Consider the following 23835-nt stretch of genomic DNA (forward strand, 5'->3'; position numbering starts at 1 on the left):
GGTCCGGATCAGGTAATGGCGAGCAGTTCGCGCAGGTGGCGGGTGACGATCTGCGGCTTCTCCAGCATCAGCTGGTGGCCACAGTTCTCCAGCACCTCGAACTGAGAATTGGGTAGCCGCTGGTGCAGCGCCTGGGCGCGCTCGGCAGGCGTCAGACCGTCGCTGTCGCCGGAGACGATCCGAACCGGCAGCAGCAGGCGATCCAGCTCCGCTTCCGGTAACCAGGAGGCCTGGCTGACCAGCGCCTTGAACACATCGAGGCGGTTGTGGCGGGTCAGCCGTTCCTCGTAGTCCACCAGTTCAGGATCGGCGCCAGCGTGCCAGGCGCGCTCACGAAAGCCCTTCGACAGGACGGGCCGGAACCACTCCAGCAGCCACGCCGGCAGCGACAGCAACCCGCCACTCCCCAACGGACGACTGAGCTGGGTGCCCAGCAGCAGCGCCGAATCGATCAGCGCGCCCTGCCCTTGCGCCTGCAAGGCCAGCAGGCTGCTGACGCTCAGGCCGGTACCGAAGGAGTGTGCCGCGAGGATGTTGCGCTCACCGGCATGGCGCCGCAGCACCGCTACCTGATCGGCCACCAGCTCGTCCCAGGCATAGTCCGTCGCGCGCCGAGGTTTGTCGCTGGCGCCATGGCCGAGCAGGTCCCAGGCCACCAGGCTGTAGCCCTCGGCTTCCAGCTCGCGCCACTGTTCGCGCCATTGGTCCTTGTTTCCGCCGCCCCCGTGGGCGAAGAACACCACGGTCTGTGGGTAGCGATGCCCCTTACTGTGGGCCAGGCTGATGTGCCGGCCGGGGCGGATTTCCACGCGCTCGCCACGTACCCGTGGCAGTGCCTGCGTCCAGTGTTCACCCATGTTCGGCAGTCTCCTTGCTGTGGGCCAGGCCCAGGTGATCGCGCAGCGTGCTGCCACTGTAGCGCCGGCGGAACAGACCGCGATGCTGCAACTGGGGCACCACCTGCGTGACGAAATCGTCGAGGCCGTCGGGCAGGTACGGCGGCATGATGTTGAAACCGTCCGCTGCGCCGGACTCGAACCACTCCTGCAACTGGTCGGCGATGTCCGCGGCGGTGCCGGCGACCACGCGGTGGCCACGGGCATCGGCAATGCGCTGGTAGAGCTGGCGGATGCTCAGGCCCTCGCGCCGGGCCAGTTCCAGTAACAGGTGCTGGCGGCTGACGCCGGACTCGGTGGGCGGCAGCTCCGGCAACGGGCCATCCAGCGGCAACCGCGACAGGTCGAAGCCACCGGCCACGTCCGACAGCAGCGACAACCCCACCACGGGTTGCACCAGTTCCTGCAACTGCGCGCGGCGCTCCTCGGCTTGCGCGCGACTGGCGCCGAGGATCGGCAGCACGCCGGGCATCACTTTCAGCGCGGCCGGGTCTCGGCCATGGCGCACCACGCGCTGCTTGATGTCCCGGTAGAAAGCCTGGGCGCCGGCCAGTTCCGGCTGCGCGGTGAACAGCACCTCGGCCTGTCGTGCCGCCAACTCCTTGCCAGCCTCCGAAGCGCCGGCGAGTACCTGCACCGGTGCCACGCCACGGTCCCTCCAGCGCTGCCGCACGCGCTGGAGGAAGTCCTCCGCCATGCGGTAGCGACAGGCATGTTCGAAGTGTCGATCGCGGCCGAAGTTGCCGGCCTCCTCGGCGTTGCTCGAGGTCACCAGGTTCCAGCCACTGCGGCCACCGCTGAGCGCTTCGAGGGTGGCGAAGGTGTCCGCCACGGTCGCCGCGTCGTTGTACGAAGAGGTGACGGTCGCCACCAGCCCGATATGCCGGGTGCTCACCGCGAGATGCGCCAGCAGCGTCAACGGCTCGAAGTGCTCGGTGCGCGCCATGCGGCTCAGCGCTTCCAACCGACCGGGCAACATGGCCAGGGTGTCGGAGAGGAAGATCGCGTCGAAGCAGCCGCGCTCGGCAGTGCGCGCCAGGGCCCGGTAATGCTCTACATCCAGCCCGCCACCGGCGTGCGCACGGGGATGCCGCCAGCCCGCCAGGTGATGCCCGGTGGCCATGAGGAAAGCCCCCAGCGCCATCTGTCTCGGCGCCGTCATGCGGGCTCCTCCACTTCGCGCAGCGGATGCGCGGCGAGCAGCCGGCGCGTGTAGTCATGGCGCGGGGCACGCAGCACCTGTTGCGCCTCGCCCAGCTCGACAATGCGTCCGCCCTGCATGACCGCGATGCGATCACAAAGGCGTGCCGCCACCTGCAGGTCATGGGTGATGAACACCAGGCTCAGGCCCAGCTCACGCTGCAGCCTTTCCAGCAACTCCAGCACCTGCTGCTGCACCAGTGCATCCAGTGCCGATACGCACTCATCGGCGACCAGCACCTTGGGCTGCAACGCCAGCGCACGGGCGATACCGATACGCTGCCGCTGCCCACCGGAAAAGTCGCGTGGATAGCGCTCGAAGGCAGCTTCCGGCAGACCGACCTGATGCAGCAGCTCTCGGGCGCGGCGCTCCGCTTCGGCAGCAGGAACGCCATGAGCCAGCGGCCCGGCCATGATCTGCCGACCGACGCGCTGACGCGGATTGAGCGAAGCGAACGGGTCCTGGAAGATCATCTGCACCTGTTGGCGCAGCGGGCGCAGGCGGCGCTGGGACAGCGAAGCCAGGTCCTGGCCGCGCAGCAGAATGTGCCCGCCGTCCGGGCGCAGCAAGCGCACCAGCGCGCGCCCCAGAGTGGTCTTGCCCGAACCGGATTCGCCGACGATGCCCAGGCATTCACCGGGGCGCAGGCTGAACGAGGCATCGGCCAGCGCGGTGACCCGGCGCCGGCGCCAGAGGCCCTGGCGACTGTCGTAATGCTTGCACAGGCCCGCCACTTCCAGCAGTGGCGGTGCGTCCGCATCAAAACGCCGTGGACCACGCTGGCTATGATCCAACGCCGCCAGCAGCTGGCGTGTGTAGGCATGTTGCGGAGCATCCAGCACCTGCCGCAACGCGCCCTGCTCGACAACGCAGCCCTTTTCCATCACCAGCACGCGGTCGGCGATGGCCTCGACCACGACGAAATCGTGGGTGATCAGCAGCACCGCCATGCCCTTCTCGCGACGAATGCGCCGCAGCAGATCGAGGACCTGCGCCTGGGTGCTGACATCCAGCGCCGAAGTCGGCTCGTCGGCGATCAGCAACGCCGGTTCCAGCGCCAGGGCGATGGCGATCACCACTCGCTGGCGCTGGCCGCCGGAGAGCTGGAAGGGATAGGCGTGGTAGAGCTTCTGCGGCTCCGGCAGGCCCACGTAGCCAAGCAGATCGAGCACCCGTTCACGTCGCCTGGCTGCCGATGCCACGCCGTGGGCACGCAGGCTCTCATCGATCTGCCGGCCAATGCTCAGTAGCGGGTTGAGCGCGCTCATGGGCTCCTGGAAGACCATGGCGATGTCCTTGCCGCGCAGCTCGCGCATGCCCTCTTCGCTGCGCCCGGCGAGGTCCTCGCCGCGAAAACGGATACTGCCCTCCACCGGCTTCAGGTGCGCCGGCAGCAGGCGCAGGATGGCGTTGGCGAGCATCGACTTGCCCGAGCCGGACTCACCGACCACGCAGAGCACCTCTCCGGCCGCCAGCTCGACGGACAACCCACTCACTGCACTGGCACGGTCACCGCCCGCCGGCAGGTCGATGCGCAGGTTGCGCACTTCCAGCAATGGTTCGCTCATGGGCGCCCTCCCTGGCTTCCGGTTGCCTGCACGGCTTCGCGCAGCGCCTCGCCGACTCGCTGTACGGACAGCACCGTGAGCAGGATCGCCACGCCTGGCAGCAGGCTCATCGAAGGCGCCTCGCGCAGCAGGTTGCGCGAAGCGTTGATCATGTAGCCCCAGCTCATCGCCTCCGGATCGCCCAGGCCGAGGAACGCCAGCGCGGCTTCGGTGAGGATGGCGGCGGCGAGGATGAAGGTCAGGCTCACCAGCAGTGGCGACAACGCGTTGGGCAGTATCTGTGTGAAGGCGATGCGCGACGGCGTCTGCCCAAGTACCAGCGCTGCCTGGACGAACTCGCGCTGGCGCAGGCTCTGGAATTCACTGCGCACCAGCCGCGCCACCGGCGGCCAGGCCACCAGCGCCAGGGCCAGTACCACCGAGCCCACCGAGGGCTCCATCAGCGCCACCAGCACCACCGCCAGCACCAGCTGCGGGATGATCTGGAAGCACTCGGCGACACGCATCAGCAGCTCGTCGATCCAGCCACCGAAGTAACCGGCAGTGGCGCCGATCAGCAGCGCCGGCAACAAGGTCGCCAGGGTCGCCAGCAGCCCCACGGTCAGCGAGGTGCGTGCGCCATAGAGCAGTCCGGTGGCGATATCGCGGCCGAGCATGTCAGTGCCCAGCCAGTGGCTGGCGTCACTGAACGGAGGGATCAGCGGGCGCGCCAGCATTTCCCACGGCGAGGCCGAAAGCAGCCAGGGCGCCAGCAGGGCCGATACGGCCAGCAGGATCAGGAAGCCGGCGGCGAGCATGGCGCCGGGACGCAGCAGGGCGTTCATCGCACCTCCCCCGCCGCGCCGATACGCGGATCGAGCAGGCGACAGAGCAGATCGGTGAGGAAGTTGAACGCCACCACCAGGCACGAGATCACCAGGAACACTCCCAGCAGCAGCGCATAGTCGCGCTGGCTCAAAGCGTCGTAGAGCAACCGGCCGATCCCCGGCCACGCATAGACCACTTCGATCAGCAACGCACCGCTGGCCAGCTGGCCCAGTTGCAGGCCGGCGAAGGTCACCACCGGTACCAGCGCGTTGCGCAGCACGTGGCCAAGCAGGATGTGCCGCTCGCGCAAGCCCTTGGCGCGCGCCAGGCGCACGTGCTCCTGGGGCAGGACGTCGAGCATGGCGCTGCGAGTCAGGTGCACGTACATGGCCAGCGACAGGAAGCTCAGCGACAGGCACGGCAACAGCAGGTGGCCAAGGCGATCCCCCCACCAGTCCCAGCCGCTCAGGTCGGCGCCGACGCTCTGCATGCCGAAGGCTGGCAACCAGCCCAGCTGCACCGAGAACAGCAGCACCAGCAACAGCGCCAGCCAGAACGGCGGCGTGGCGAACAGCACCCAGACGGCGCGGCCGATGAAGCGATCCAGCCGGCCGCTGCCCTGCTGACTGCGCGCAGCGAGCACGCCGAGGGTCACGCCGAGCGTGAGCGACACGGCAAAGGCCGAGCCCATCAGCAGCAGCGTGGCCGGCAGGCGCTCGGCGATCAGTTGCCAGACGCTTTCCTGGTTGCGGTAGGAGTAGCCCAGGTCGAGGTGCGCGATCTGAGCCAGGTAGCGCCACAGTTGCACCGGCAGCGGCAGGTCCAGCCCCATCTCGCCACGTAGCCGGGCGATGTAATCGGCGTCGTCACTGCCTGCCTCGCCCGCCATCAGCAGCGCGGGGTCACCCGGTGCCAGGCGCAGCAGCAGGAAAGCGCCGACCAGCACCGCGACTATCAGGGCCAGCGCGCGGCCCAGGCGCGCACTGGCGTACAGCAGCACAGTCATGGTTTCGCGGGCTCCAGGTAGACCTCGGCGTAGCTGTCGTTGAGGCTGGTGGCGCTGCGGATCAGGTTGTGCACGCGCTGCTGGTAGAGCGTGGGGAAGCGCATCTCGAAGATCGGCGCAATCGGCAGGTCATCGTTGAGCTTGTGCTCCAGCTCGCCATACACCGCCTGGCGCTCCGGTCCTTCGGGCGTGTTGGCAATGCGCTGCCAGAGCGCATCGGCGGCGGCGTCGCTGTAGCCGGTGATGTTGGCGAATGGCGAAGTCTTGAGGATGTAATCAGTGCGGTACAGGTAGGCGGTGGTCAGGTAGGGGTCGCCGATCTGGAAGATGAAGTTGTAGGTCAGGTCGAAGTCCCAGTCGCTGGCGCGCTGGTACCAGGTCGCCGCATCGGAGGTCGCCACCTGCACCTTGATCCCCAGTGGCTGCAAGGCCTGCTTGGTGTACTCGGCGAGGCGCTCCCAGGCGCCGCCCTTCTCGCCATTGAGCAGGCGCACGCGCAACTTGCCGACGTCCACGCCGGACTCGGCGATCAGCGCCTTGGCCTTGGCCGGGTCAAAGCCGTACTGCGGCAACTGTGGGTCGTGGAAGGCACCGAGGAACGGCCCGGCAGCCACGCGACCAGTGCCGAAGAAGATGTTGTCGACAATGAACTGGCGGTTCAGCGAATAGAGGATCGCCTGGCGCACCTTGGGGTTGTCCAGCCCGGGCTTGCGGGTGTTGATCTGCAGGAAGGCCAGGCCCGGATACAGCTCGTAGCCCTTCTCCGATGCCTCGACGCCCGGCAGCTGCGACAGGCGCTTGAGGTCGGCGTAGTCGGCGTCACCACTGCGCAGCACCTGCACTTCGCCGCGCTCGAAGGCGGCCGCGCGGGCGGCGGCGTCGGGAATGACGTGATAGACGATGCCGTCCAGGTACGGCAGTCCCTTGTGCCAGTAATCCGGGTTGCGCGCCAGGCGGATGTACGCGCCACGCTTCCACTCCTGGAACACGAACGGCCCGGTGCCTACCGGCTTGAGGTTGTACGGGCTGCTGCGGTAGTCGGTGCCGGCATAAAGGTGCTTGGGCACGATGGGCCGCAGGCCGCTGCCCAGCGCCGACAGCAGCGGCGAGAAGGGTTTCTTCAGCTGGAACACCACCTGATCGGCGCCCTTGGCCTGCACGCTTTGCACGTACTCGCCGAAGATGCTCGCCATGCGCTTGTCCACTTCCGGGTAGAAATCCTGGAAGCTGAACACCACGTCGTCGGCGCTGAAGGGCTGGCCGTCATGCCATTTCACGCCGGGTTGCAGGTCGAAGGTGTAGGTCAGGCCGTCCGGCGACACCGTCCAGCGGCGGGCCAGCACCGGCTGCGGCTTGAGGTCGGTATCGAAGGTGATCAGCCCTTCGAGGATCTTGCCGCCAACGTACTGGGTGGCAACGTGACTGACCACCGCGTGGGACAGCGACGGCGGTTCAGGCTGCGCCACCAGGTCGAGCTGGCCGCCACGGGTCGGCTCCGCCGAGGCAGCAGCGGCCATGCTCAGCCCGGCCGCCAACAGGCTGGCCAGCAGCCGGGCATGACGGGGGCGTCGGGGCGCGAGGCGGAGGGTGGGACTGGACATGAGAGCTCCTGCAGAATCAGCGCCGCGAATCGGCTTTGCCAGGGGCTTGAGCAAGCGCTGTGCCATGGCCTTGCAGCTTTACCGCTGCGGGGCTTGCAGCGCTTCGGCGCACAGCGGCTGGTGCAAATCACACAGCTTTGCCGGCGCATTGTCTGAAAAGCAGCAGCCGCCGCACGATGCCCCACGTGCAACGCGGCCTGCGCGACTGGCACAGGCTTTGCGACTAGCCTGCATCTTCTACTTGGAGCAGCAGCGCATGACCCAGGACTACCTCGGCAACCCCATCGACAGCGAGCGCGAAGAGACTCGCCAGGCCATCGATGATTTCACCGGCGGCGTGCTCACCTACCAGACCCGTGCGGAAAACATCCTCGCGGGCGCCGACGCAGACCCGGCCTCGGTGCTCGCCAATGCTCTCGCCGGTCTGCTGATGATGTTCGCTGAATCGCCGCAGGCGCCCAGCCTCGCCGCGCGTTACCTGCAACGGGCCTGGGCAGCCGGCCCGGGCATCCCCCGCGCCGAGCGCTACACCGCCCTGCTCTCGGCCTGGAGCGCCGACGATCTGCCCGAAGCATTGCGCCTGAGCGAACAGCTGCTCGAGGAGCACCCGCGCGACCTGCTGGCCGCCAAGCTCAACCAGTACTTCGAGTTCAACCGCGGCAATGCTCCGGCCATGCTGCGCATCGCCCTGAAGGCCGTGAAAGGCGCGGAGGAAGTGCCCCAGGCCTACGGCATGCTGGCCTTCGCCTACGAGCAGTGCCACCTGCTCGAGGAGGCCGAAGCGGCGGCACGCTATGCCCTGCAACTGTTGCCCAGTGAGCCCTGGGCGCAGCATGCCCTCGCCCACGTGCTGCTGACCCGTGGCCGCATCGAGGAAGGCACGCAGTTCCTCGAAGAAGCCAGCGCCGGCTGGCAGGGACTCAACTCCTTCATGTACACCCACAACTGGTGGCACCTGGCGCTGTTCCACCTGGCGCGCGGCAATGATCGGCGCGTGCTGGAGATCTACGACCAGCATGTGTGGGGCATCTTCCCCGAGTATTCCCAGGACCAGATCGGCGCCGTCTCGCTGCTGGCCCGCCTGGAGTTCGCCGGCATCGACGTCGGCCCGCGCTGGGAAGCACTCCTGCCCTACCTGCGCGAACGCCGGGCGGATGTCGTGCAGCCGTTCCTCAGCCTGCAGTACCTCTACGGCCTGGCTCGCGCCGGACAGGAAGAGGCCGGTGAATTGCTGGAGGCGCTACGCCAGCAGGCGCGCAACGCTCCGGACTTCAGCCGCGCGGTATGGGCCGAAGTTACCCTGCCCGCCGCCGAAGGCCTGTACGCCCATGCCCGCGGTGAGTACGCACTTGCAGCACGGCGGTTGGGGCAAGCATTGCCGCGCCTGGGCGAGATCGGTGGCAGCCATGCCCAGCGCGATCTCTTCGCGCTGATCGAGCTGGATGCACAACTGCGCGCCGGCGACTGGCTGGCAGCGCAGCAGGCGCTGGAGCTGCGACGTCGCTACGACGCTCTGGACGTGCCCGGCAACCGTCACCTGGAGAAGGTCTATGCGGCGCTCGGATTACCCCAGGAGGCGGCGCGAGCGGCCCGGCGGGTGGCGCGGGTGCTGGGTGACCGATGACTCACCGACGACGCCCCTGTAGGAGCGCGCCATGCGCGCGATTCGCGGGCATGGCCCGCTCCTACAGGGGAGCCCGCATTCACCCGCGAGCGTAGGAGCAACTGTCTTCTTCTGAAATTCCGTGCCTACGTCTTTCCCTCTCCCCAACCCTGGCTGCGCGCCCCGCTCCGAAGGGAGAGAGAGCCGTCCGTGCCGGCTGATGGCGTGGTTTCATCCTGCTCCGAACAGTCCCCTCTCCCGCTTGCGGGAGAGGGCCAGGGAGAGGGGCTCTTGTAGGAGCGGACTCTGTCCGCGATTGTCTTCCGCCCACTGCGCCCTCAGGAGCGCGCACGTGCCAGATAGACCCCCCGCGCAATCGCCCGCGCCACGCAATCCGCTGCCGCCGAGCCGATGCGCGAAAGCTCCACCTGACGGCGCTGGCCCTCCACCAGTTCCACGTCACCCGAAGCCATGGCGAACAGGCTGTCGCCATCGAACGGCAGGTGCGCCGGGCGCACCGCACGGGCGATGCCGTCCTGGGCCATGATCGCCAGGCGCTTGCACTCGGCGGTGGTCAGCTGCGCGTTGCACGCCACCACCGCCAGCGTGGTGTTGGCTCCGGCCTGCAAACGGCCCATGGAATCCAGCCGCGACAGCTCCGGCATCGGCTCGCTGCAATCCATGCGCTGCGCAGGCACACGTCCGCCGAACTCGTCGCCCTGCTCCCAGGGCCAGGCCCAGAAGGTCTCGCCGTCGGGCATGTAGACGCTGCCGATGGGATTGGCCACCACCAGCGCACCCACCAGCAGGCCGTCGCCCAGGTCCAGCGAAGCCGAACCCAATCCACCCGGCAGCACACCGGCCATGGCACCGCGCCCGGCGCCCACTGCGCCGAGGGCGAACTCCACGTCCAGGTTGGCCAGCGCCTCGCGGCCCAGTTCGCGGTACGGCGGGTCGATGCCCCAGCCCTTGTCGCCACCATTGGCGAGGTCGTGCAGCACCGCCGCCGGCACGATGGGAATGGCCGGCGCACCGGCTTTCAGGTGCAGGCCGATATTGCGCGCCGACAGCTCCGCACTGACGCCATCGGCTGCGCCCAGGCCGAACACCGAGCCACCGGAAAACACCAGTGCATGCAGCTGCCCCACCATGTTCTCCGGCTCCAGCGCGGCGGATTCACGCCCGCCGGGGCCGCCGCCACGAATGTCCACGCTGGCGGTCCACACGCCGTCCGGGCGCAGCACCGTGACGCCGGTCTGTACGCGTTCATCGGTGGCGTGGCCGACCAGCAGGCCGGGGATATCGGTGATCAGGTTGCGCGGGCCGGGTCTGGGCATGCGTGTCTCCAGGCAGATAAGTGAAAGCAGCGCCGGAGCAAGGCCTGTGCCAGCACCACCGCGAAGGCTCGAACCTGCCTGCGCTCCCCTTGCTGCAAATGCAGCATCGCACCACCTCGGGCCAGCGTCTTGCCATTGGCTGGATGAAAAGCAACAGCCTGGACCGGCACTGCTGCAAACCCAGCAGGAAGATTCCAGCGCTACCGGCAAACCACTGAAAGACAAGGATTTTCCAGACTGGCACAGCGCTTGCCTTGTCAGCCGGCATGAGCTTGAGCCTGCCTTCCGACTGAACGTGACCAGTCCCTCCCAGCAACAAGCCGTTCGCCAACGCGGCCCCGATGCCGTCGACACGATAACCCGCAGCGGCCACCCAGACGGGCGCCAGCCGGGAGCAAACCTTGGAGCGTAACCATGACCGCAGTCACCCGTGCCCGGAGCGCATCGACCGCCCGCACGCTGTTCACCCATAGCCTTCTGTTCCTCGCCATCGGCCAGGCCCTGCCGGCGCTCGCCGCCGACTCCACTGACAACGCCAGCAGCACCAGCAGCGACAACCGCCTGAGCACCGTGGTGGTGGTCGGCAACCGGGGCCAGGCGCGCACCCTGGCCGACAGTCCGGCACCCGTGGACGTCATCTCCAGCAAGCAACTGGAAGCCACTGGCCAGGGTGACCTGACCCGCGCGCTGAGCCGCGTGCTGCCCTCGCTGAACCTGCCGGCCTCCTCCGGCTTCGGCTCCACCTCGGTGGTCCGTCCGATCAGCCTGCGCGGCCTCAATGGCGACCAGGTGCTGGTACTGGTCAACGGCAAGCGCCGGCACAACAGCGCCCTGCTCAACAACGGCACCTACCTGAACTCCGGCTCGCAGCCGGTGGACCTGGACATGATCCCCACCGCCCTGGTGGACCACGTCGAAGTCCTGCGTGACGGCGCCTCGGCGCAATACGGCTCCGACGCCATCGGCGGGGTCATCAACGTGGTGCTCAAGCAGACCGACCATGGCGGCCGACTGGCCACCACCTATGGCCAGAACTACGAGAACGGCGACGGCGAGACCGCCCGCCAAAGCGGCAACATCGGCTTCGAACTGGGCAACGAGGGCTTCGTCAACTTCGCCCTGGACTACAAGCACCAGAACATCTCCGACCGCTCCGACAACGCGCCCTACACCGACTCCGCCGGCAACACCAGCCTGCAGCACACCTACTACGGCACCGGCCTGCCGAAGGTGGAGAACTTCAGCCTGGGCTACAACGCCGAGCTGCCGGTGAACGACGCCCTGACCCTGTACTCCTTCTCCACCTACACCAACCGCGAATCGTCCAAGCCGCTGGCGTTCCACCAGCCGGCCAGCTTCGACGGCATCCAGACGCCCTACCCCGAGGGCATCGAGGACAACCTGCGGTTCATCGAAAACGACTTCCAGGCGGCATTCGGCGGCAAGGGCGAAGCGGCCGGTTGGGACTACGACCTCTCCACCACCTACGGCCAGGACCACGCCCGCGCCACGCTGACCGACACCTACAACCTCAGCTATGGCCCGGACTCGCCGACCAACGTCGACACCGGCGTGAAGACCTTCAGCCAGTGGACCAGCAACCTCGACCTGACCCGCGCCTTCGACCTCGGCCTGGCCAAGCCCACGCAGGTTTCCTGGGGCCTGGAGTACCGCTACGAGAACTACAAGATCGGCAAGGGCGAATACGCCTCCTACGGCTATGGTGACTACCAATACGGTGCCAGTGGCGCGCTGATCGCCCCTGGTACCATCTCGGGCGCCGGTACTACCCCGGCTGACGCCGCCTCCAAGGGCCGCACCAGTTACGCCGGCTACGGCGAGATCGGCCAGGACCTCACCGACAAGTGGCACGTCGACCTTGCCGGGCGCTACGAGCACTACAACGACGGCTCGGGCGTGACCACCAACGGCAAGTTCTCCACCCGCTACCAGCTGACCCCGATCCTGGCCCTGCGCGGCACCGCCAGCACCGGCTTCCGCGCGCCCTCACTGGCCCAGCAGATCTACAGCTCCACCTCGCAGAGCAGCGTCAACGGCAACCTGCTGGACTACCGCAACGTCGCGGTGGATTCGGACGTGGCCCAGGCCCTCGGCGCGTCCACGCTCAAGCCGGAGAAATCCACCAACTACAGCGTCGGCCTGACCCTGCAGCCGACCCCGGCCAGCAGCCTGACCATCGATGCATACCAGATCAAGATCCGCGACCGCATCGCCCAGACCGGCTACCTGGGCGGCACCACTGCCATCCGCGACATCCTGGTGGACGCCGGCCTCAACCCCAACCAGTACGTCACCTACTTCACCAACGCCCTGGACACCACCACCCGTGGCGTCGACATCGTCGGCGACTACCGCCAGGAGCTGGGTGCCTACGGCAGCATCCGCTACAACGCCGGCTTCAACTGGAACACCACCGAGATCGACAAGATCCACGCCTCCTCCGTGGCCCAGGCCGCCCTCGGCGCGGACGGCGGTTACGACCGCCAGCGCCAGGGCAACCTCAAGCACGGCCAGCCGGAATCGCGCCTGCTGCTGGGCGCCGACTGGAGCATCGGCCAGTTCGACGTGAGCCTGAACCTGACCCGCTACGGCGAGTACACCCAGTACGGCACTGCCGAGGTCTACGACCGCACCTTCGACCCGCAGTGGATCACCGACCTCAACGTCGACTACCACCTGACCCGCAACCTCACCCTCACCGCCGGGGCCAACAACCTGTTCAACGTCTACCCCGACCGCACGAACCTGCCCAGCACTTCCGGCGCCTTCCCGTACGGCAACTTCTCGCCCTACGGCACCACCGGCGGCTACTGGTACACGGGCCTGGCCTACAACTTCTGACCCGGCTGATGCCAGCGGGCGCCCCGTGGCGCCCGCCCCAACGGGAGACACCCCATGACCCGCCGCACCGACCAGCTCAAGCTCGGCGCCTTCCTTGCCAACAGCGGCCACCACGTCGCCGCCTGGCGCCACCCCAGGGCCCAGGCCGACGCCAGCCTGGACTTCGATTACTTCAAGCAGGTCGCACAGACCGCCGAGCGCGGTCGCTTCGACGCACTGTTCGTCGCCGATGTGGTCGCCCTCTGGGGCCACCACCTCGACGCCCTGAGTCGCACCGCGCGTGGCGAACACTTCGAGCCGCTGACCCTGATGGCCGCGCTGGCCGCCGTCACCAGCCGCATCGGCCTGATCGCCACCGCCACCACCAGCTACAACGAGCCGTACCACATCGCCCGCAAGTTCGCCTCGCTCGACTACCTGTCCAAGGGGCGCGCCGCCTGGAACCTGGTGACGTCGGTGGTCTCCGACGAAGCCTGGAACTTCGGCCGCGAAGCGCACATCGACCACGCCGAGCGCTACCGCCGCGCCGAGGAATTCCACGACGTGGTCAAAGGCCTGTGGGACAGCTGGGAAGACGACGCCTTCCTGCGCGACAAGGACAGCGGTCAGTACTTCGACCCGGCCAAGCTGCACGTGCTCAACCACCAGGGCGAGTACTTCTCCGTGCGCGGCCCGCTCAACGTGGCACGCCCGCCCCAGGGCCACCCGGTGCTGGTACAGGCCGGCGCCTCGGACGCCGGCAAGGCGCTGGCCGCCCGCGTGGCGGAAGTCATCTTCGCCATGGCTGAGACCATCCCCGCCGCCCAGGCCTTCTACAACGACGTGAAGCAACGTGCCACGGCCCTGGGCCGCGACCCGGACGGCATCAAGATCCTCCCCGGCATCACGCCCTTCATCGGCCGCACCCGCGAAGAGGCCCGCGAGCTGTTCGAGGAATTCCAGAGCCTGGTGGACCCGGTGCTGGGCCTGCGCCTGCTGGCCGACACCCTCGGCGAGGACATCGACCTCTCCGCCCACGACCTCGATGGCCCGCTGCCGGAGACCCCGGTCGGCCAGCGCGGCAGCCGCCGCGACAAGGTGCTGGAACTGGCGCGCAACGAAGGCCTGACGATCCGCCAGCTGTACCTGCGCCTGGCCGGTGGCAACCCAGTGATCGGCACCGCCGAAGACATCGCCGACACCTTCGACGCCTGGTTCCAGGCGCGCGCCTGCGACGGCTTCAACGTGTTCTTCCCCTACCTGCCGGGCGGCATCGAGGTATTCGTCGACGAGGTGGTGCCGCTGCTGCAGGAGCGCGGCCTGCTGCGCCGCGAATACGAAGGCGCGACCCTGCGCGAGAACCTCGGCCTGGTACGCCCGGCCAATCGTTTCGCCGGGAGCGCGGCATGAGGGTCGCGCCCCTGCTGCTGGCCGCCGGCTGCGCCCTCGCGCAGCCGGCGTTCGCGCTGAACATCCTGCTCAGCAACGACGACGGCTACCGCCACCCGAACATTCGCGCGCTGTACAGCGCACTCAAGGCCGACGGGCACACCGTGCGCATCGCCGCGCCCTACAGCGACCAGAGTGCACGGGGCGGCGCCTTCTTCTTCGGCCGCCAGACGCAGGTCGGCCACGACGACGATCCGGCCTATCCGGACAGCTACTACCTCACCACCACCGAAAAAGGCCTTTGCGAAACCGACCCCTGCGCGGGCAAACAGGTGGACATCCGTATCAGCGGCACGCCGGTGATGGCGGTGCTGCTGGGGCTGGAGAAAATCCTGCCGCACCCGGACCTGGTGATAGTCGGGCCCAATCCCGGCAACAACCTCGGCGCCCTCAACAGCGCCTCGGGCACCTTCAACGCCGCCAGCGTCGCGGTGCTCTCCGGCGTGCCCGCACTCGCCGTCAGCGCCGACCTGAAGGAACAGGACAGCCCGCGCATCGCCGCCATCGTCACCCGCCTGGTGGATGCGCTGGACCAACATCGCCTGGCGGACGGCGCGCTACTGCCCAAGGGCGTGGGCCTGAACCTCAACCTACCGCCGCTGGAGAAACTCCAGGGTGCGCGGCTGACCCGCATCGGCAGCTACGTACCCTTCCACGCCCTCTACACCGAAGACCTCGGCAAGCTCGACGCCCAGCTGGCCGGCAAGCCGGGCATCGGCTTCGCCTGGTCGCCGCCGCCAGACGCGAGCAACGCCGAGGACGAAGCAGTGTGGGTCGCCAAGGGCTACCTCACCCTCAGCCCGTTCAATGCCCTGCCCGGCGCGCCGGCCGACAGCGAGCGCCTCGGCGCCACGCTGACTCCGTTGCTGGGCCAGGCCACTCTCACGGAGCAAAAGCCATGACCCGCCGCACTCCCCACAGCAGCTTCCGCCTGGGCTTCCTCAACCGCGTGTATGCCCCGCGGTTCGAGCCGCGACTGTACCAGCAGACCCTGGAGCTGTTCGAAGCCGCCGAGGAGCTGGGCTTCGACAGCGGCTGGCTGGCCCAGCACCACTTCGCCAGCGAGAACGGCCGCCTGCCCTCCCCGCTGGTGCTGCTCAGCGCCGCGGCCGAACGCACCCGCCACATCCAGCTGGGCACCGGCATCGTCGTGCTGAACCAGGAGAACGCCCTGCGCCTGGCCGAAGATGCCGCGGTGCTCGACCTGCTCAGCCAGGGCCGCCTGCAGCTGGGCCTGGGCGCCGGATTCGACCCGGATAGCTTCGCCGCCTTCGGCCAGACGCTGGAGGGCCGCCACGGGCAGTACGATGAGCGCCTGGAGCGCCTGCGCCAGGCGCTGGCCGGCGAGCCGCTGAACGCTGAAGGCCGCGTGTTGCGTCCCGCCGCCGATGGTCTGGAGCAACGCCTGTGGGAAGCCACTTCGCGCGTCGAACAGGTCGCCGCACGCGGCAACGGGCTGATCCTCGCCCCCAACCCCACGGCCGGTGCCGAACCGCGCTCACAGGTGATCGAGCGCTACCGCCGGGCCTGGAATCCCGCTCACTCGGGCACGCCTCGCGTGGCCCTGGTACGTGCCGTTTTCCCCGGTGCCAATGCGGCGGCAGACGGCTCGACCTTGCGCCAGGACATCCTCGCCTACGTCGAACGCCAACGGCGCATCGGCATCGGCCATGCCGACCCGGCGCGGGGTTTCGAAGCGGTGCTGGACAACCTCGGCGTGCTGCACGGCGACCCGGCGAAGATCGCCGAGCAGCTGCGTGCAGACGCGCCGCTGGACGCCGACGACCAACTGATCGTCCAGGTGCAGACCACGTCCACCGGCTTCGCCGAAGCCCTGCGCCACCTGGAAACCGTCGCCCGCGACATCGCCCCCGCGCTGGGCTGGCAACCGCGCCAGCAGCGCGCTCGCGCACAGGAGATCCCGGCATGAGCACACTCAAGTCACGCAAGCCGTTCAAGCTCGGCTTCCTCACCCACGCCTTCGGCAACGACCCGCGCCAGGTCTACCGCAACCTGCAGGAACAGTTCGAAGTCGCCGAGGCGCTGGGCTTCGACGGTGGCTGGATCGCCCAGCACCACCTGAGCGGCGGCTTCGGCCAGTTGCCCTCACCGCTGCTGCTGTTCGCCAACATCGCCGCGCGCACCCGGCGCATCGAGCTGGGCACGGCAGTGATCACCCTGCCACTGGAGGACTCGCTACGCCTCGCCGAGGACGCCGCCGTGCTCGACGCGCTGGCCGCCGGCCGCCTGCAACTGGGCCTGGGCAGCGGTGGCGCCAACCTGGAGATGTTCAACGCATTCGGCCGCGACGCCCAGCGCCGCCAGGAGGATTTCCAGCAGGCCCAGCGTGCCTTGCAGGCCGCCCTGCTCGGCGCGCCGCTGCCCGGTGAAGCGCAACTGCGCCTGCATCCACCAGCTGCCGGGCTGCGGGAACGTCTGTGGCATTCCCACGGCAGCGAAAGCGGCGCGATCTATGCCGCCGAGCAAGGCAACGGCCTGCTGCTGGGCACCGCCACCCACGACCCGCTGACGGTGCAGAAACCCCTCGCTGACGCCTACCTCGGCGCCTGGCAGGATGAAACGCGCCGGCCACGCGTTGGCGTGGTGCGCGCCGTGTTCCCCGCCGAGGACAAGGCACAGTCCCGCGCGGAACTGGCGCCGGACATCGAACTGCACGTGCCGCGCCTGATCCGCGAAGGGCTGATCGACGAGGCCGCCGACCTGGACAGCCATCTGCGCCTGCTCAACGTCCACCACGGCCATCCCGAGGAGGTGATCGCCAGCGTCCGCAACGACCCATCGCTGCTGCCCTACGCGGACTACTTCATCGCCGTGGTGCAGTCGGAAAGCTCCACCCAGGCCCAGGTGCTGCGACGCCTGGAACAACTGGCGCGGGACATCGCCCCGGCGCTCGGCTGGCAACCGGGTGCAAAGCCTGGCGGGCAGCCGCTGGCGGTCGCCGGATGAGCCTGCGCTTCGCCTGGAAGCTCTGCGCCAGCGGCACCCGGCGCGGCCTGGACTGGCAGGCGCAACCGGCGGAATGGGTGCAGTTGGCCCAGGCGGTAGAGTACGCCGGCTTCGACGACCTCTACCTGCCCGGCGGCCCCGGCCAGCCGGACAGCCTGATGGTCGCCGCCGCCTTGTGCGCGCATACCCGGCGGCTCGGCCTGACCCTGAGCCTGCCGGCGGAGGCCATGCTCCCGGCCGCGTTGGCGGCTACGCTGCAAAGCCTGCAGTCGCTGTCCGCCGGGCGCGTGCGCCTGCACCTGCCGGACAGCGACCGGGGCAGTCTGCGCAGGGCTTTCGGCGAGGTGCTCAACCGCGACCAGCGGCATGAGCGCATCGACGAGTTCCTCGACATCCTGCAACGCCTGCTGCACACCCCGGCCACGCCGCTGGACCACAATGGCCGCTACTTCCACCTGGAAAACGCCGGTCTCGGCCTGCGCGACCTACCGCCTTCGCCGTTGCTTCTGGATGAAACCCTGGGTGCGGAACGCATCGCCAACCGCGCTGACCTCTGCTTCGTTCAGGGCGGCGACGTCGCGCAACTGAGCGAAACCATCGCCCGCCTGAACCGGGCCGCACAGGCTGCCGGCCGTGCGTTGGGTTACATCGCCAGCTTCGGCATCATCGCCCGCGACAGCGAGGAGCAGGCCTGGGACGAAGCTGCCCGGCAGGCGCAGGCCTTCGCCGCACCGGCCAGGGGCAAGCGTCGCCGCGCGGATGCCGGCGTGGTCGAACTACTCGCCGAACGTGCCGAGCACCCCGCACGACGCAGCGAAATCCACCCGAACCTGTGGCTGCCCGCGCCCGCTGAGTCGCCCGTGCTGGTGGGCAACTACTACCAGGTCGCCAGCCGTCTGCGCGAACTGCACGGCGCCGGCCTCGACCAGATCATCCTGAACGCGCCCAACGCGGTGCGCGAGGTCCTGCGCTTCGGCGAACAGGTCCTGCCGCTGCTGCGCCCCGAAGCTGAAAAGGACACCCGGATTGGCCGCTGAACCCAAACGCCGAAGCATCGAGATCGACTGGTTCCTGCCTACCAACGGCGACGGTCACCACCTCACCAGCAGCGGACTGCCCAAGGTCGGACTGTTCCAGCAAGGCGAGCGCGCACCGACCCTCGACTACCTGCGCCAGGTGGTGCGCGCCGCCGAACAAGCGGCCTTCGACGGCATCATGGTGCCCACCGCCAGCGGCTTCGAAGACCCCTGGCTGATCGTCGCGCTGATGGTCCAGGAAGTACGCCGGCTGAAGTTCCTGCTGACCCTGCGTCCCGGCGTCGAGCTGCCCGCCTACACCGCGCACAAGGCCGCCACCCTGCAACAGCTCAGCGACAACCGCCTGCTGCTGCACCTGGTCAGTGGCTCCAGCCGTTTCGAGCAACGCGCCCTGGGCGACTTCCTCGAACACGACGAGCGCTATGCCCGCAGCGCCGAATTCCTCGACGTGTTCCGCGCCACCTGGGCCGGGCGCGAGCACCACGGGCGGCACTACCGCACCGGCAGCCCGGTGCCCATTGCGCGTGAGGCGCTGCTGCCGCCGATCTGCTTCGGCGGCGCCTCGGACGTGGCCGAACGCATCGCCGCCAGCCACGCGCAGAGCTACCTGATGTGGGGCGAGCCGCCGGCGATGATCCGCGAGCGCATCCTGCGCCTGCGCGAGCTGGCGGCAGCGCATGGCCGCGAGCTGCGTTTCGGCCTGCGCCTGCACGTGTTCGCCGCCGCCGAGTCGCGGCACGCCTGGGCCCATGTCGGGCGTCTGCTGGAAGAAATCCCCCGCGACGCCATCGAGCGTGCCCAGCAGCAACTGGCGGCTTATGAGTCGGTGGGGCAATCGCGGCAGATCAGCCTGACCCAGGGCCGCGCCCATGGCGTGCGCGACCTGGAAGTGTCACCCAACCTCTGGGCCGGTGTCGGCCTGGTTCGCGGTGGCGCGGGTACGGCGCTGGTGGGCAGTTACGCCGAGGTCGCCGAGCGCATCGAGGAGTATCACCAGTTGGGCGTGGATACCTTCATCCTTTCCGGCTACCCGCACCTGGAAGAGGCGATCCACCTGGGCGAGGAACTGCTGCCGTTGCTGCGTCGGGATGCTGCCGCGGCCAGCACGCGCCAGCGCCGCCGCGACTGAATCAGGCCTTGGCGCGGCCCTTGAGCAGGCCGTGGTTGACCAGCAGCGTGCGCATGGCGTTGCGGCTGATACCCAGCAGCGCGGCGGTGCGCAGCTGGTTGAAGCCGCAGTGGGCGAATGACTCGCGGACGATCAGGTCTTCCAGGTCGTGCAGCAGGGTTTCCCCCGGCACGTCGAACAGCCGCTGCAACTGGTCGCGGATGATTTCCTGCGGCAGCCCGGTCGGCGCCCCCGCACCCATGCGCTGGCCGGAAAGCGCGGCGGAAAACTTCAGGTGTTCGGGCCGCACCGCCTTCTCCCCCGCCACCAGCAGCGCCAGGTGCACGACGTTCTCCAGCTCGCGGATGTTGCCCGGCCAGGCGTAGTCCAGCAGCGCGCTGACGGCAGCCTCGGAGAACATCGGCTCGGCGATCTTCAGGCGCTGGGCGTAGAGCCGGCGGAAGTGCTCCACCAGCGGCATGATGTCCAGCGGGCGCTCGCGCAGGGGCAGCACACGCGCCTGGGCGACGTTGATGCGGTAGAACAGGTCGAGGCGGAAATTGCCGGCGTCCACCGCCTGCTCCAGATCGACGTTGGTGGCAGTGACCAGGCGGATATCCACCTTGATCGGCTTGCGCGAACCGACGCGAACGATTTCCTGTTCTTGCAAGGCACGCAGCAACTTCACCTGCAGCGGCATCGGCAGGTCGCCGATTTCGTCGAGGAACAGCGTGCCGCCATCGGCCTCCTCGAACCAGCCGGCACGCCGGCCCGTGGCGCCGGAGAAAGCACCGGCCTCGTGGCCGAACAGTTCGCTCTCGGCGAGGTTCTCGTTGATCGCGCCGCAGTTCACCGCGACGAACGTGCCCTTGCGCCCGCTGGCGCTGTGGATGTAGCGCGCCACCAGCTCCTTGCCGGTGCCGGTCTCGCCATTGATCAGCACCGGCACCTCGCTGGGGCCGACGCGGTCGAGGAACTCCAGCAACTGGCGCGAGCGCGGATCGGAAAACACCAGCGCCTTGGCGCGGATCGACAGCGGCTGCTTCTCGCCCTGCGGCAGGGTCAGGACGGGCGTTGCGCCCCAGGGGGATTGGCTCATGGTCCTGCTTGCGCCGTGACTTAGAAGAAGCCGCTACTTTATCCATGCCTCTTTATAACCATAAATACCTTAATCGCATTAGGTCATAACCCATGGAACGTCCGGGACGCCCGAGTCAGAGCGCTTTGACGCGATAGCGGAGAAACTGGCGCTTTCCTGGCAGGAATTCATCAGCAGGGATTTTTTATTCCTTAATATTATAAAAACCAGTGAAAATCATATTGGTATATACCAAATCTTCTGCCGTGGAATACTCTCCATCGCAGTCATCGGCCGCTGGCCGTTTCGGAGAAAGGTTCCATGTTTGCCTTGCGGGTCATGCTCGAATACTTCCACCCCTGGCCCAATTCGGCCGGCTTCTACCTCGCCCGTGAACGCGGCTGGTACCGCGAGGCCGGGCTGGACGTGGAGCTGGTGGTGCACGATCCCTATCACGGCGACACCCTGGAGCACCTGGTGCGCGGCGCTGCCGCTTTCGGCGTATTCCCCAGCAACCGCCTGCTGGTGCGCCGCGAGCTGGGCCAGCCGCTGCTGGGCGTGGCGGCGATCAACCATCGCGGCCTGGAGTCGATCCAGACCCTCACGGACAGCGGCATCCGCCGCCCCCGTGACCTGCAGGGCAAGCGCCTGGCGCTCAACCCGACGCCGCGCGGGCTGGCGATGGTGCGCCACCTGGTGAGCCAGGACGGCGGCGACCCGGAAGCGGTGCAACTGGTGGATGCCGGTTTCCGCGAGCTGCGCCCCGAGGACCTGGCCGCCGGCCTCGCCGACGCCAGTTTCGGTGGCTACTGGGCCTGGGAGGCCCTGCTGCCCAGCGCCATCCCCAACGAGCGGCGCGTGGTGCTGCCGGTGGACGAAATCGGCGCCCCGCCCTACCACAGCTATCTGCTCGGCGCGCGGGAGGACTGGCTCGACGCCAACGCCGAGATCGCACAGCGTTTCCTCGCGGTCACCGCGCGCGGATTCCTCGCGGCAGCGGCCGAGCCGGAAGCCGCGCTGCCGGTCTACGAACGCACTATTCCCTACTTTCCCCAGCCGATGCTGGCAGAATCCCTGCGGCGCATCGCGCCCAGCTGGCTGCACCAGGGCCGCTGGGGCGAGCAGCGCGAGGAACTGCTGCAGCCCTACGCCCAGTGGCTGCACGAATACGGCGTGCTGCGCGACCCGGAGGTCTGGCGCGGCGCGACCAGCAATGCCTGGCAAGTGGAGAACCCAGCATGACCAAACGCCTGAGCCACGGCATGGGCCTGGACCCGGTGGAGCCCGACTGGCCGGCGCTGACCGCCGCGGAAGTCCGCGCACTGCTCGCCGACTTTCCAGCCGCCGGCGACGAGGCACATCTGACCTGGCACAGCCCCCGGCCCTTCTCCGCCGCCGCGCTGGTGGAGTCCGCCAGCGGCACGCTGTTCGTCAAACGCCACTCGCCCCGCGTGCGCACAGCGGCATGGCTGGCGGAGGAGCATGCCTTCCTCGATCACCTGGCCCGACGCGGTGCGCCAGTGGCGCAGGTACTGCGTGATCGGCAGGGCCGCAGCGCTATCGAACGCGACGGCTGGACCTATGAAGTCCACGAGAAAGCCCAAGGCCTGGACCTGTACCGCGACGCGCTGTCCTGGACGCCGTTCCAGCACAACGCCCACGCCTTCGCTGCCGGCGCCGCGCTGGCGAAACTGCACCGCGCCGCCGAGGGTTTCGACGCCCCCTCGCGCACGGCCGGCGTGCTGCTGAGCAACCTGAAACTGTTCGGCGCGCCGGACCCGCTGGCCGCCATCGAGGCGACTTTCGAGCAGGCGCCCGCCCTCGCCGAATACCTGCAGGCACGTCCCTGGAAGGAGACGCTCAGCGAACTGCACCTGCCGCTGCAACGCGAGCTGTTGCCCTACCTGCAACGCCAGCCGGCGCTGTGGACCCACAACGACTGGCACGCCTCCAACCTGCTGTGGAGCGAGGACGGCCCGCAGGCGCAGGTGGTCTCGGTGCTGGACTTCGGCCTGAGCGACCGCAGCTTTGCGCTGTTCGACCTGGCCACCGCCATCGAGCGCAACCTGGTGCCCTGGCTGGAACTGGACCAGGGCCGCGCTGCCATAGCCGACCTGGATGCGCTGGACGCCCTGCTGCAAGGCTATGCCAGCGTGCGTCCGCTGAGCCGCGACGACCTGCTCGCCCTGGCGGCGTTGCTGCCGCTGGTGCATGCGGATTTCGCGCTGTCCGAAGTCATCTACTTCCACGGCATCCTCGGCTCGGCCGAAAGCGCCTCGCTGGCCTACGACAACTACCTGATCGGTCATACCCGCTGGTTCCTCGAAGCCGAAGGCCAGCGCTTGCTGAAGCATCTTCGCCAACTGGCTGCCAGGGTGAACTGAGATGAACCAACCCCTCGTCACCGTCGACTGGCTGGCCGCCCGCCTGGATGACCCGCGCCTGCGCCTGCTGGACGCCAGTGTGGAGCTGGCCGCACCCGGGTTCGACGGCGACTACCGCGTCGAGAGCGGCCACGCCGGCTGGCTCGCCGGGCACATCCGCGGCGCACGCCATGCCGATCTGCTCGGCGAGCTGGCCGATCCGCAAGCGTCCTTCAGTTTCGCCCTGCCTGATCCGCAACGGGCGAAGGACGCCCTGCGCAAACTCGGCCTTCACGACGATTCGCTGATCGTGATCTACGACCGCAGCGACGGCTTCTGGGCGGCGCGCCTGTGGTGGATGTTGCGCAGCCTGGGCATCGACGCGGCCGTGCTGGATGGCGGTCTGCGCGCCTGGATCGCTGCCGGTTTTTCGCTGCAACAAGGCGAATCCGTCGAAGCGGAAAGCGGCACTTTGTCGACCCCGGCGAAGTACCGGGAGGGCTTCTGGATCGACCGCCACGACGTCGAGCAAGTCGTGGCCGGCAAAGCTGACGGCACACTGGTCTGCGCCCTGTCCGCCGCCCTGTTCGACGGCAGCGCGGTCACCCGTTATGCCCGCCGAGGGCACATCCCCGGCAGCCGCAACCTGCCGGCGCGCAGCCTGTTCGACGACGACGGCCGCTACCGGCGCGGCGCGGTACTGGGAGAAGCCCTTGCCGGGCTGCGCCAGGCCGAGCCACCGCTGTTGCTCTACTGCGGTGGCGGCATCTCCGCCGCCGCCCTCGCCCTGGCGCTGACACTGGCCGGGGAAACGCGGGTCGCGATCTACGACGGCTCGCTGCAGGAGTGGGCCGCAGAGCCCTCGCTGCCATTGACCACCGGAGCAGCTCCGGCCTGACAGCCCTTCCACGGGCCATCCCGTTTCACATCCAAGGCCATCCGTTTCGCGCGGGAGGGGCTAGGCCCCGTGCAT

At 68.4% G+C, this 23835-nt stretch carries 19 protein-coding genes; 11 read left to right on the forward strand and 8 right to left on the reverse strand.

Going from position 1 to position 23835, the window contains the following annotated elements; translation table 11 throughout:
* Window positions 1–8: 8 nt before the first annotated feature.
* Genes ACKI1H_RS22560 through ACKI1H_RS22585 form a run of 6 tightly spaced genes read right to left on the reverse strand, consistent with a single transcriptional unit; the run spans window position 9 to window position 6995 of the window.
* Window positions 9–857, reverse strand: a complete 849-nt coding sequence (locus ACKI1H_RS22560) for an alpha/beta fold hydrolase (RefSeq protein ID WP_440466395.1) — start codon at window positions 855–857, stop codon at window positions 9–11.
* A complete protein-coding gene (locus ACKI1H_RS22565) occupies window positions 850–2058 on the reverse strand; it encodes an LLM class flavin-dependent oxidoreductase (RefSeq protein WP_440466396.1) in 1209 nt (402 codons plus the stop codon). The genes ACKI1H_RS22560 and ACKI1H_RS22565 overlap by 8 nt, the downstream gene beginning before the upstream one ends.
* On the reverse strand, window positions 2055–3665 hold the full coding sequence (locus ACKI1H_RS22570) for an ABC transporter ATP-binding protein (protein ID WP_440466397.1): 1611 nt from the start codon (window positions 3663–3665) through the stop codon (window positions 2055–2057). Before ACKI1H_RS22570 ends, ACKI1H_RS22565 begins: the two co-directional genes overlap by 4 nt.
* A complete protein-coding gene (locus ACKI1H_RS22575; protein ID WP_138521064.1) occupies window positions 3662–4489 on the reverse strand; it encodes an ABC transporter permease in 828 nt (275 codons plus the stop codon). Before ACKI1H_RS22575 ends, ACKI1H_RS22570 begins: the two co-directional genes overlap by 4 nt.
* Window positions 4486–5478 carry an ABC transporter permease gene (locus tag ACKI1H_RS22580; protein WP_440466398.1) on the reverse strand — a complete coding sequence of 331 codons (993 nt, stop codon included), beginning with the start codon at window positions 5476–5478 and terminating at the stop codon, window positions 4486–4488. Before ACKI1H_RS22580 ends, ACKI1H_RS22575 begins: the two co-directional genes overlap by 4 nt.
* Window positions 5475–6995 carry an ABC transporter substrate-binding protein gene (locus ACKI1H_RS22585; RefSeq protein ID WP_440468900.1) on the reverse strand — a complete coding sequence of 507 codons (1521 nt, stop codon included), beginning with the start codon at window positions 6993–6995 and terminating at the stop codon, window positions 5475–5477. The genes ACKI1H_RS22580 and ACKI1H_RS22585 overlap by 4 nt, the downstream gene beginning before the upstream one ends.
* Before the next feature lie 340 nt (window positions 6996–7335).
* Here ACKI1H_RS22585 and ACKI1H_RS22590 point away from each other — a divergent pair, with 340 nt between their 5' ends.
* On the forward strand, window positions 7336–8703 hold the full coding sequence (locus ACKI1H_RS22590; protein ID WP_440466399.1) for a tetratricopeptide repeat protein: 1368 nt from the start codon (window positions 7336–7338) through the stop codon (window positions 8701–8703).
* A 317-nt stretch (window positions 8704–9020) separates the two neighbouring features.
* Here the strand turns inward: ACKI1H_RS22590 and ACKI1H_RS22595 are convergent, their stop codons facing one another.
* Window positions 9021–10019 carry a P1 family peptidase gene (locus ACKI1H_RS22595; protein WP_440466400.1) on the reverse strand — a complete coding sequence of 333 codons (999 nt, stop codon included), beginning with the start codon at window positions 10017–10019 and terminating at the stop codon, window positions 9021–9023.
* A 414-nt stretch (window positions 10020–10433) separates the two neighbouring features.
* Here ACKI1H_RS22595 and ACKI1H_RS22600 point away from each other — a divergent pair, with 414 nt between their 5' ends.
* The 7 genes from ACKI1H_RS22600 to ACKI1H_RS22630 are packed head-to-tail and all read left to right on the forward strand — an operon-like array spanning window position 10434 to window position 19442.
* Window positions 10434–12881, forward strand: coding sequence for a TonB-dependent receptor plug domain-containing protein (locus tag ACKI1H_RS22600; RefSeq protein WP_440466401.1), 2448 nt, complete (start codon window positions 10434–10436; stop codon window positions 12879–12881).
* Window positions 12882–12935: 54 nt separating this feature from the next.
* Window positions 12936–14270, forward strand: coding sequence for an LLM class flavin-dependent oxidoreductase (locus ACKI1H_RS22605; protein ID WP_138521070.1), 1335 nt, complete (start codon window positions 12936–12938; stop codon window positions 14268–14270).
* Entirely contained in the window at window positions 14267–15211 is a 945-nt protein-coding gene (locus ACKI1H_RS22610; protein WP_440466402.1) for a 5'/3'-nucleotidase SurE, read from the forward strand. The genes ACKI1H_RS22605 and ACKI1H_RS22610 overlap by 4 nt, the downstream gene beginning before the upstream one ends.
* Window positions 15208–16239, forward strand: coding sequence for an LLM class flavin-dependent oxidoreductase (locus ACKI1H_RS22615; RefSeq protein ID WP_440466403.1), 1032 nt, complete (start codon window positions 15208–15210; stop codon window positions 16237–16239). Before ACKI1H_RS22610 ends, ACKI1H_RS22615 begins: the two co-directional genes overlap by 4 nt.
* Window positions 16236–17276 carry an LLM class flavin-dependent oxidoreductase gene (locus tag ACKI1H_RS22620; RefSeq protein WP_440466404.1) on the forward strand — a complete coding sequence of 347 codons (1041 nt, stop codon included), beginning with the start codon at window positions 16236–16238 and terminating at the stop codon, window positions 17274–17276. Before ACKI1H_RS22615 ends, ACKI1H_RS22620 begins: the two co-directional genes overlap by 4 nt.
* Window positions 17273–18313 carry an LLM class flavin-dependent oxidoreductase gene (locus ACKI1H_RS22625; protein ID WP_440466405.1) on the forward strand — a complete coding sequence of 347 codons (1041 nt, stop codon included), beginning with the start codon at window positions 17273–17275 and terminating at the stop codon, window positions 18311–18313. The genes ACKI1H_RS22620 and ACKI1H_RS22625 overlap by 4 nt, the downstream gene beginning before the upstream one ends.
* Complete coding sequence (locus ACKI1H_RS22630; protein ID WP_440466406.1) at window positions 18303–19442, forward strand: LLM class flavin-dependent oxidoreductase; 1140 nt, start codon at window positions 18303–18305, stop codon at window positions 19440–19442. Before ACKI1H_RS22625 ends, ACKI1H_RS22630 begins: the two co-directional genes overlap by 11 nt.
* 1 nt (window position 19443) lies before the next feature.
* Here ACKI1H_RS22630 and ACKI1H_RS22635 read toward each other — a convergent pair whose 3' ends face one another.
* Window positions 19444–20520, reverse strand: coding sequence for a sigma-54 interaction domain-containing protein (locus ACKI1H_RS22635; RefSeq protein ID WP_440466407.1), 1077 nt, complete (start codon window positions 20518–20520; stop codon window positions 19444–19446).
* Between the two features lie 300 nt (window positions 20521–20820).
* On the opposite strand from ACKI1H_RS22635, the gene ACKI1H_RS22640 reads away from it, so the two are divergent.
* From ACKI1H_RS22640 to ACKI1H_RS22650, 3 genes are read left to right on the forward strand one after another with little or no spacing between them, the layout of a single operon-like run.
* Entirely contained in the window at window positions 20821–21741 is a 921-nt protein-coding gene (locus tag ACKI1H_RS22640) for an ABC transporter substrate-binding protein (protein WP_440466408.1), read from the forward strand.
* A complete protein-coding gene (locus tag ACKI1H_RS22645) occupies window positions 21738–22883 on the forward strand; it encodes a phosphotransferase enzyme family protein (RefSeq protein ID WP_440466409.1) in 1146 nt (381 codons plus the stop codon). Before ACKI1H_RS22640 ends, ACKI1H_RS22645 begins: the two co-directional genes overlap by 4 nt.
* Window position 22884: 1 nt before the next feature.
* Window positions 22885–23760: a sulfurtransferase gene (locus ACKI1H_RS22650; RefSeq protein WP_440466410.1), complete on the forward strand. Its 876-nt coding sequence runs from the start codon at window positions 22885–22887 to the stop codon at window positions 23758–23760.
* Window positions 23761–23835 lie beyond the last annotated feature (75 nt).

This window comes from Pseudomonas sp. YH-1, assembly GCF_051990045.1.
Taxonomy (GTDB): domain Bacteria; phylum Pseudomonadota; class Gammaproteobacteria; order Pseudomonadales; family Pseudomonadaceae; genus Pseudomonas; species Pseudomonas nicosulfuronedens.

What these genes read in the sequence shown, in the direction of transcription:
- ACKI1H_RS22565 (WP_440466396.1), bottom strand. Translation starts at nt 2,058, where the DNA reads ATGACGGCGCCGAGACAGATGGCGCTGGGGGCTTTCCTCATGGCCACC.
- ACKI1H_RS22625 (WP_440466405.1), top strand. Translation starts at nt 17,273, where the DNA reads ATGAGCCTGCGCTTCGCCTGGAAGCTCTGCGCCAGCGGCACCCGGCGC.
- ACKI1H_RS22620 (WP_440466404.1), top strand. Translation starts at nt 16,236, where the DNA reads ATGAGCACACTCAAGTCACGCAAGCCGTTCAAGCTCGGCTTCCTCACC.
- ACKI1H_RS22610 (WP_440466402.1), top strand. Translation starts at nt 14,267, where the DNA reads ATGAGGGTCGCGCCCCTGCTGCTGGCCGCCGGCTGCGCCCTCGCGCAG.
- ACKI1H_RS22570 (WP_440466397.1), bottom strand. Translation starts at nt 3,665, where the DNA reads ATGAGCGAACCATTGCTGGAAGTGCGCAACCTGCGCATCGACCTGCCG.
- ACKI1H_RS22600 (WP_440466401.1), top strand. Translation starts at nt 10,434, where the DNA reads ATGACCGCAGTCACCCGTGCCCGGAGCGCATCGACCGCCCGCACGCTG.
- ACKI1H_RS22640 (WP_440466408.1), top strand. Translation starts at nt 20,821, where the DNA reads ATGTTTGCCTTGCGGGTCATGCTCGAATACTTCCACCCCTGGCCCAAT.
- ACKI1H_RS22580 (WP_440466398.1), bottom strand. Translation starts at nt 5,478, where the DNA reads ATGACTGTGCTGCTGTACGCCAGTGCGCGCCTGGGCCGCGCGCTGGCC.
- ACKI1H_RS22585 (WP_440468900.1), bottom strand. Translation starts at nt 6,995, where the DNA reads ATGGCCGCTGCTGCCTCGGCGGAGCCGACCCGTGGCGGCCAGCTCGAC.
- ACKI1H_RS22590 (WP_440466399.1), top strand. Translation starts at nt 7,336, where the DNA reads ATGACCCAGGACTACCTCGGCAACCCCATCGACAGCGAGCGCGAAGAG.
- ACKI1H_RS22645 (WP_440466409.1), top strand. Translation starts at nt 21,738, where the DNA reads ATGACCAAACGCCTGAGCCACGGCATGGGCCTGGACCCGGTGGAGCCC.
- ACKI1H_RS22595 (WP_440466400.1), bottom strand. Translation starts at nt 10,019, where the DNA reads ATGCCCAGACCCGGCCCGCGCAACCTGATCACCGATATCCCCGGCCTG.
- ACKI1H_RS22575 (WP_138521064.1), bottom strand. Translation starts at nt 4,489, where the DNA reads ATGAACGCCCTGCTGCGTCCCGGCGCCATGCTCGCCGCCGGCTTCCTG.
- ACKI1H_RS22635 (WP_440466407.1), bottom strand. Translation starts at nt 20,520, where the DNA reads ATGAGCCAATCCCCCTGGGGCGCAACGCCCGTCCTGACCCTGCCGCAG.
- ACKI1H_RS22605 (WP_138521070.1), top strand. Translation starts at nt 12,936, where the DNA reads ATGACCCGCCGCACCGACCAGCTCAAGCTCGGCGCCTTCCTTGCCAAC.
- ACKI1H_RS22560 (WP_440466395.1), bottom strand. Translation starts at nt 857, where the DNA reads ATGGGTGAACACTGGACGCAGGCACTGCCACGGGTACGTGGCGAGCGC.
- ACKI1H_RS22615 (WP_440466403.1), top strand. Translation starts at nt 15,208, where the DNA reads ATGACCCGCCGCACTCCCCACAGCAGCTTCCGCCTGGGCTTCCTCAAC.
- ACKI1H_RS22650 (WP_440466410.1), top strand. Translation starts at nt 22,885, where the DNA reads ATGAACCAACCCCTCGTCACCGTCGACTGGCTGGCCGCCCGCCTGGAT.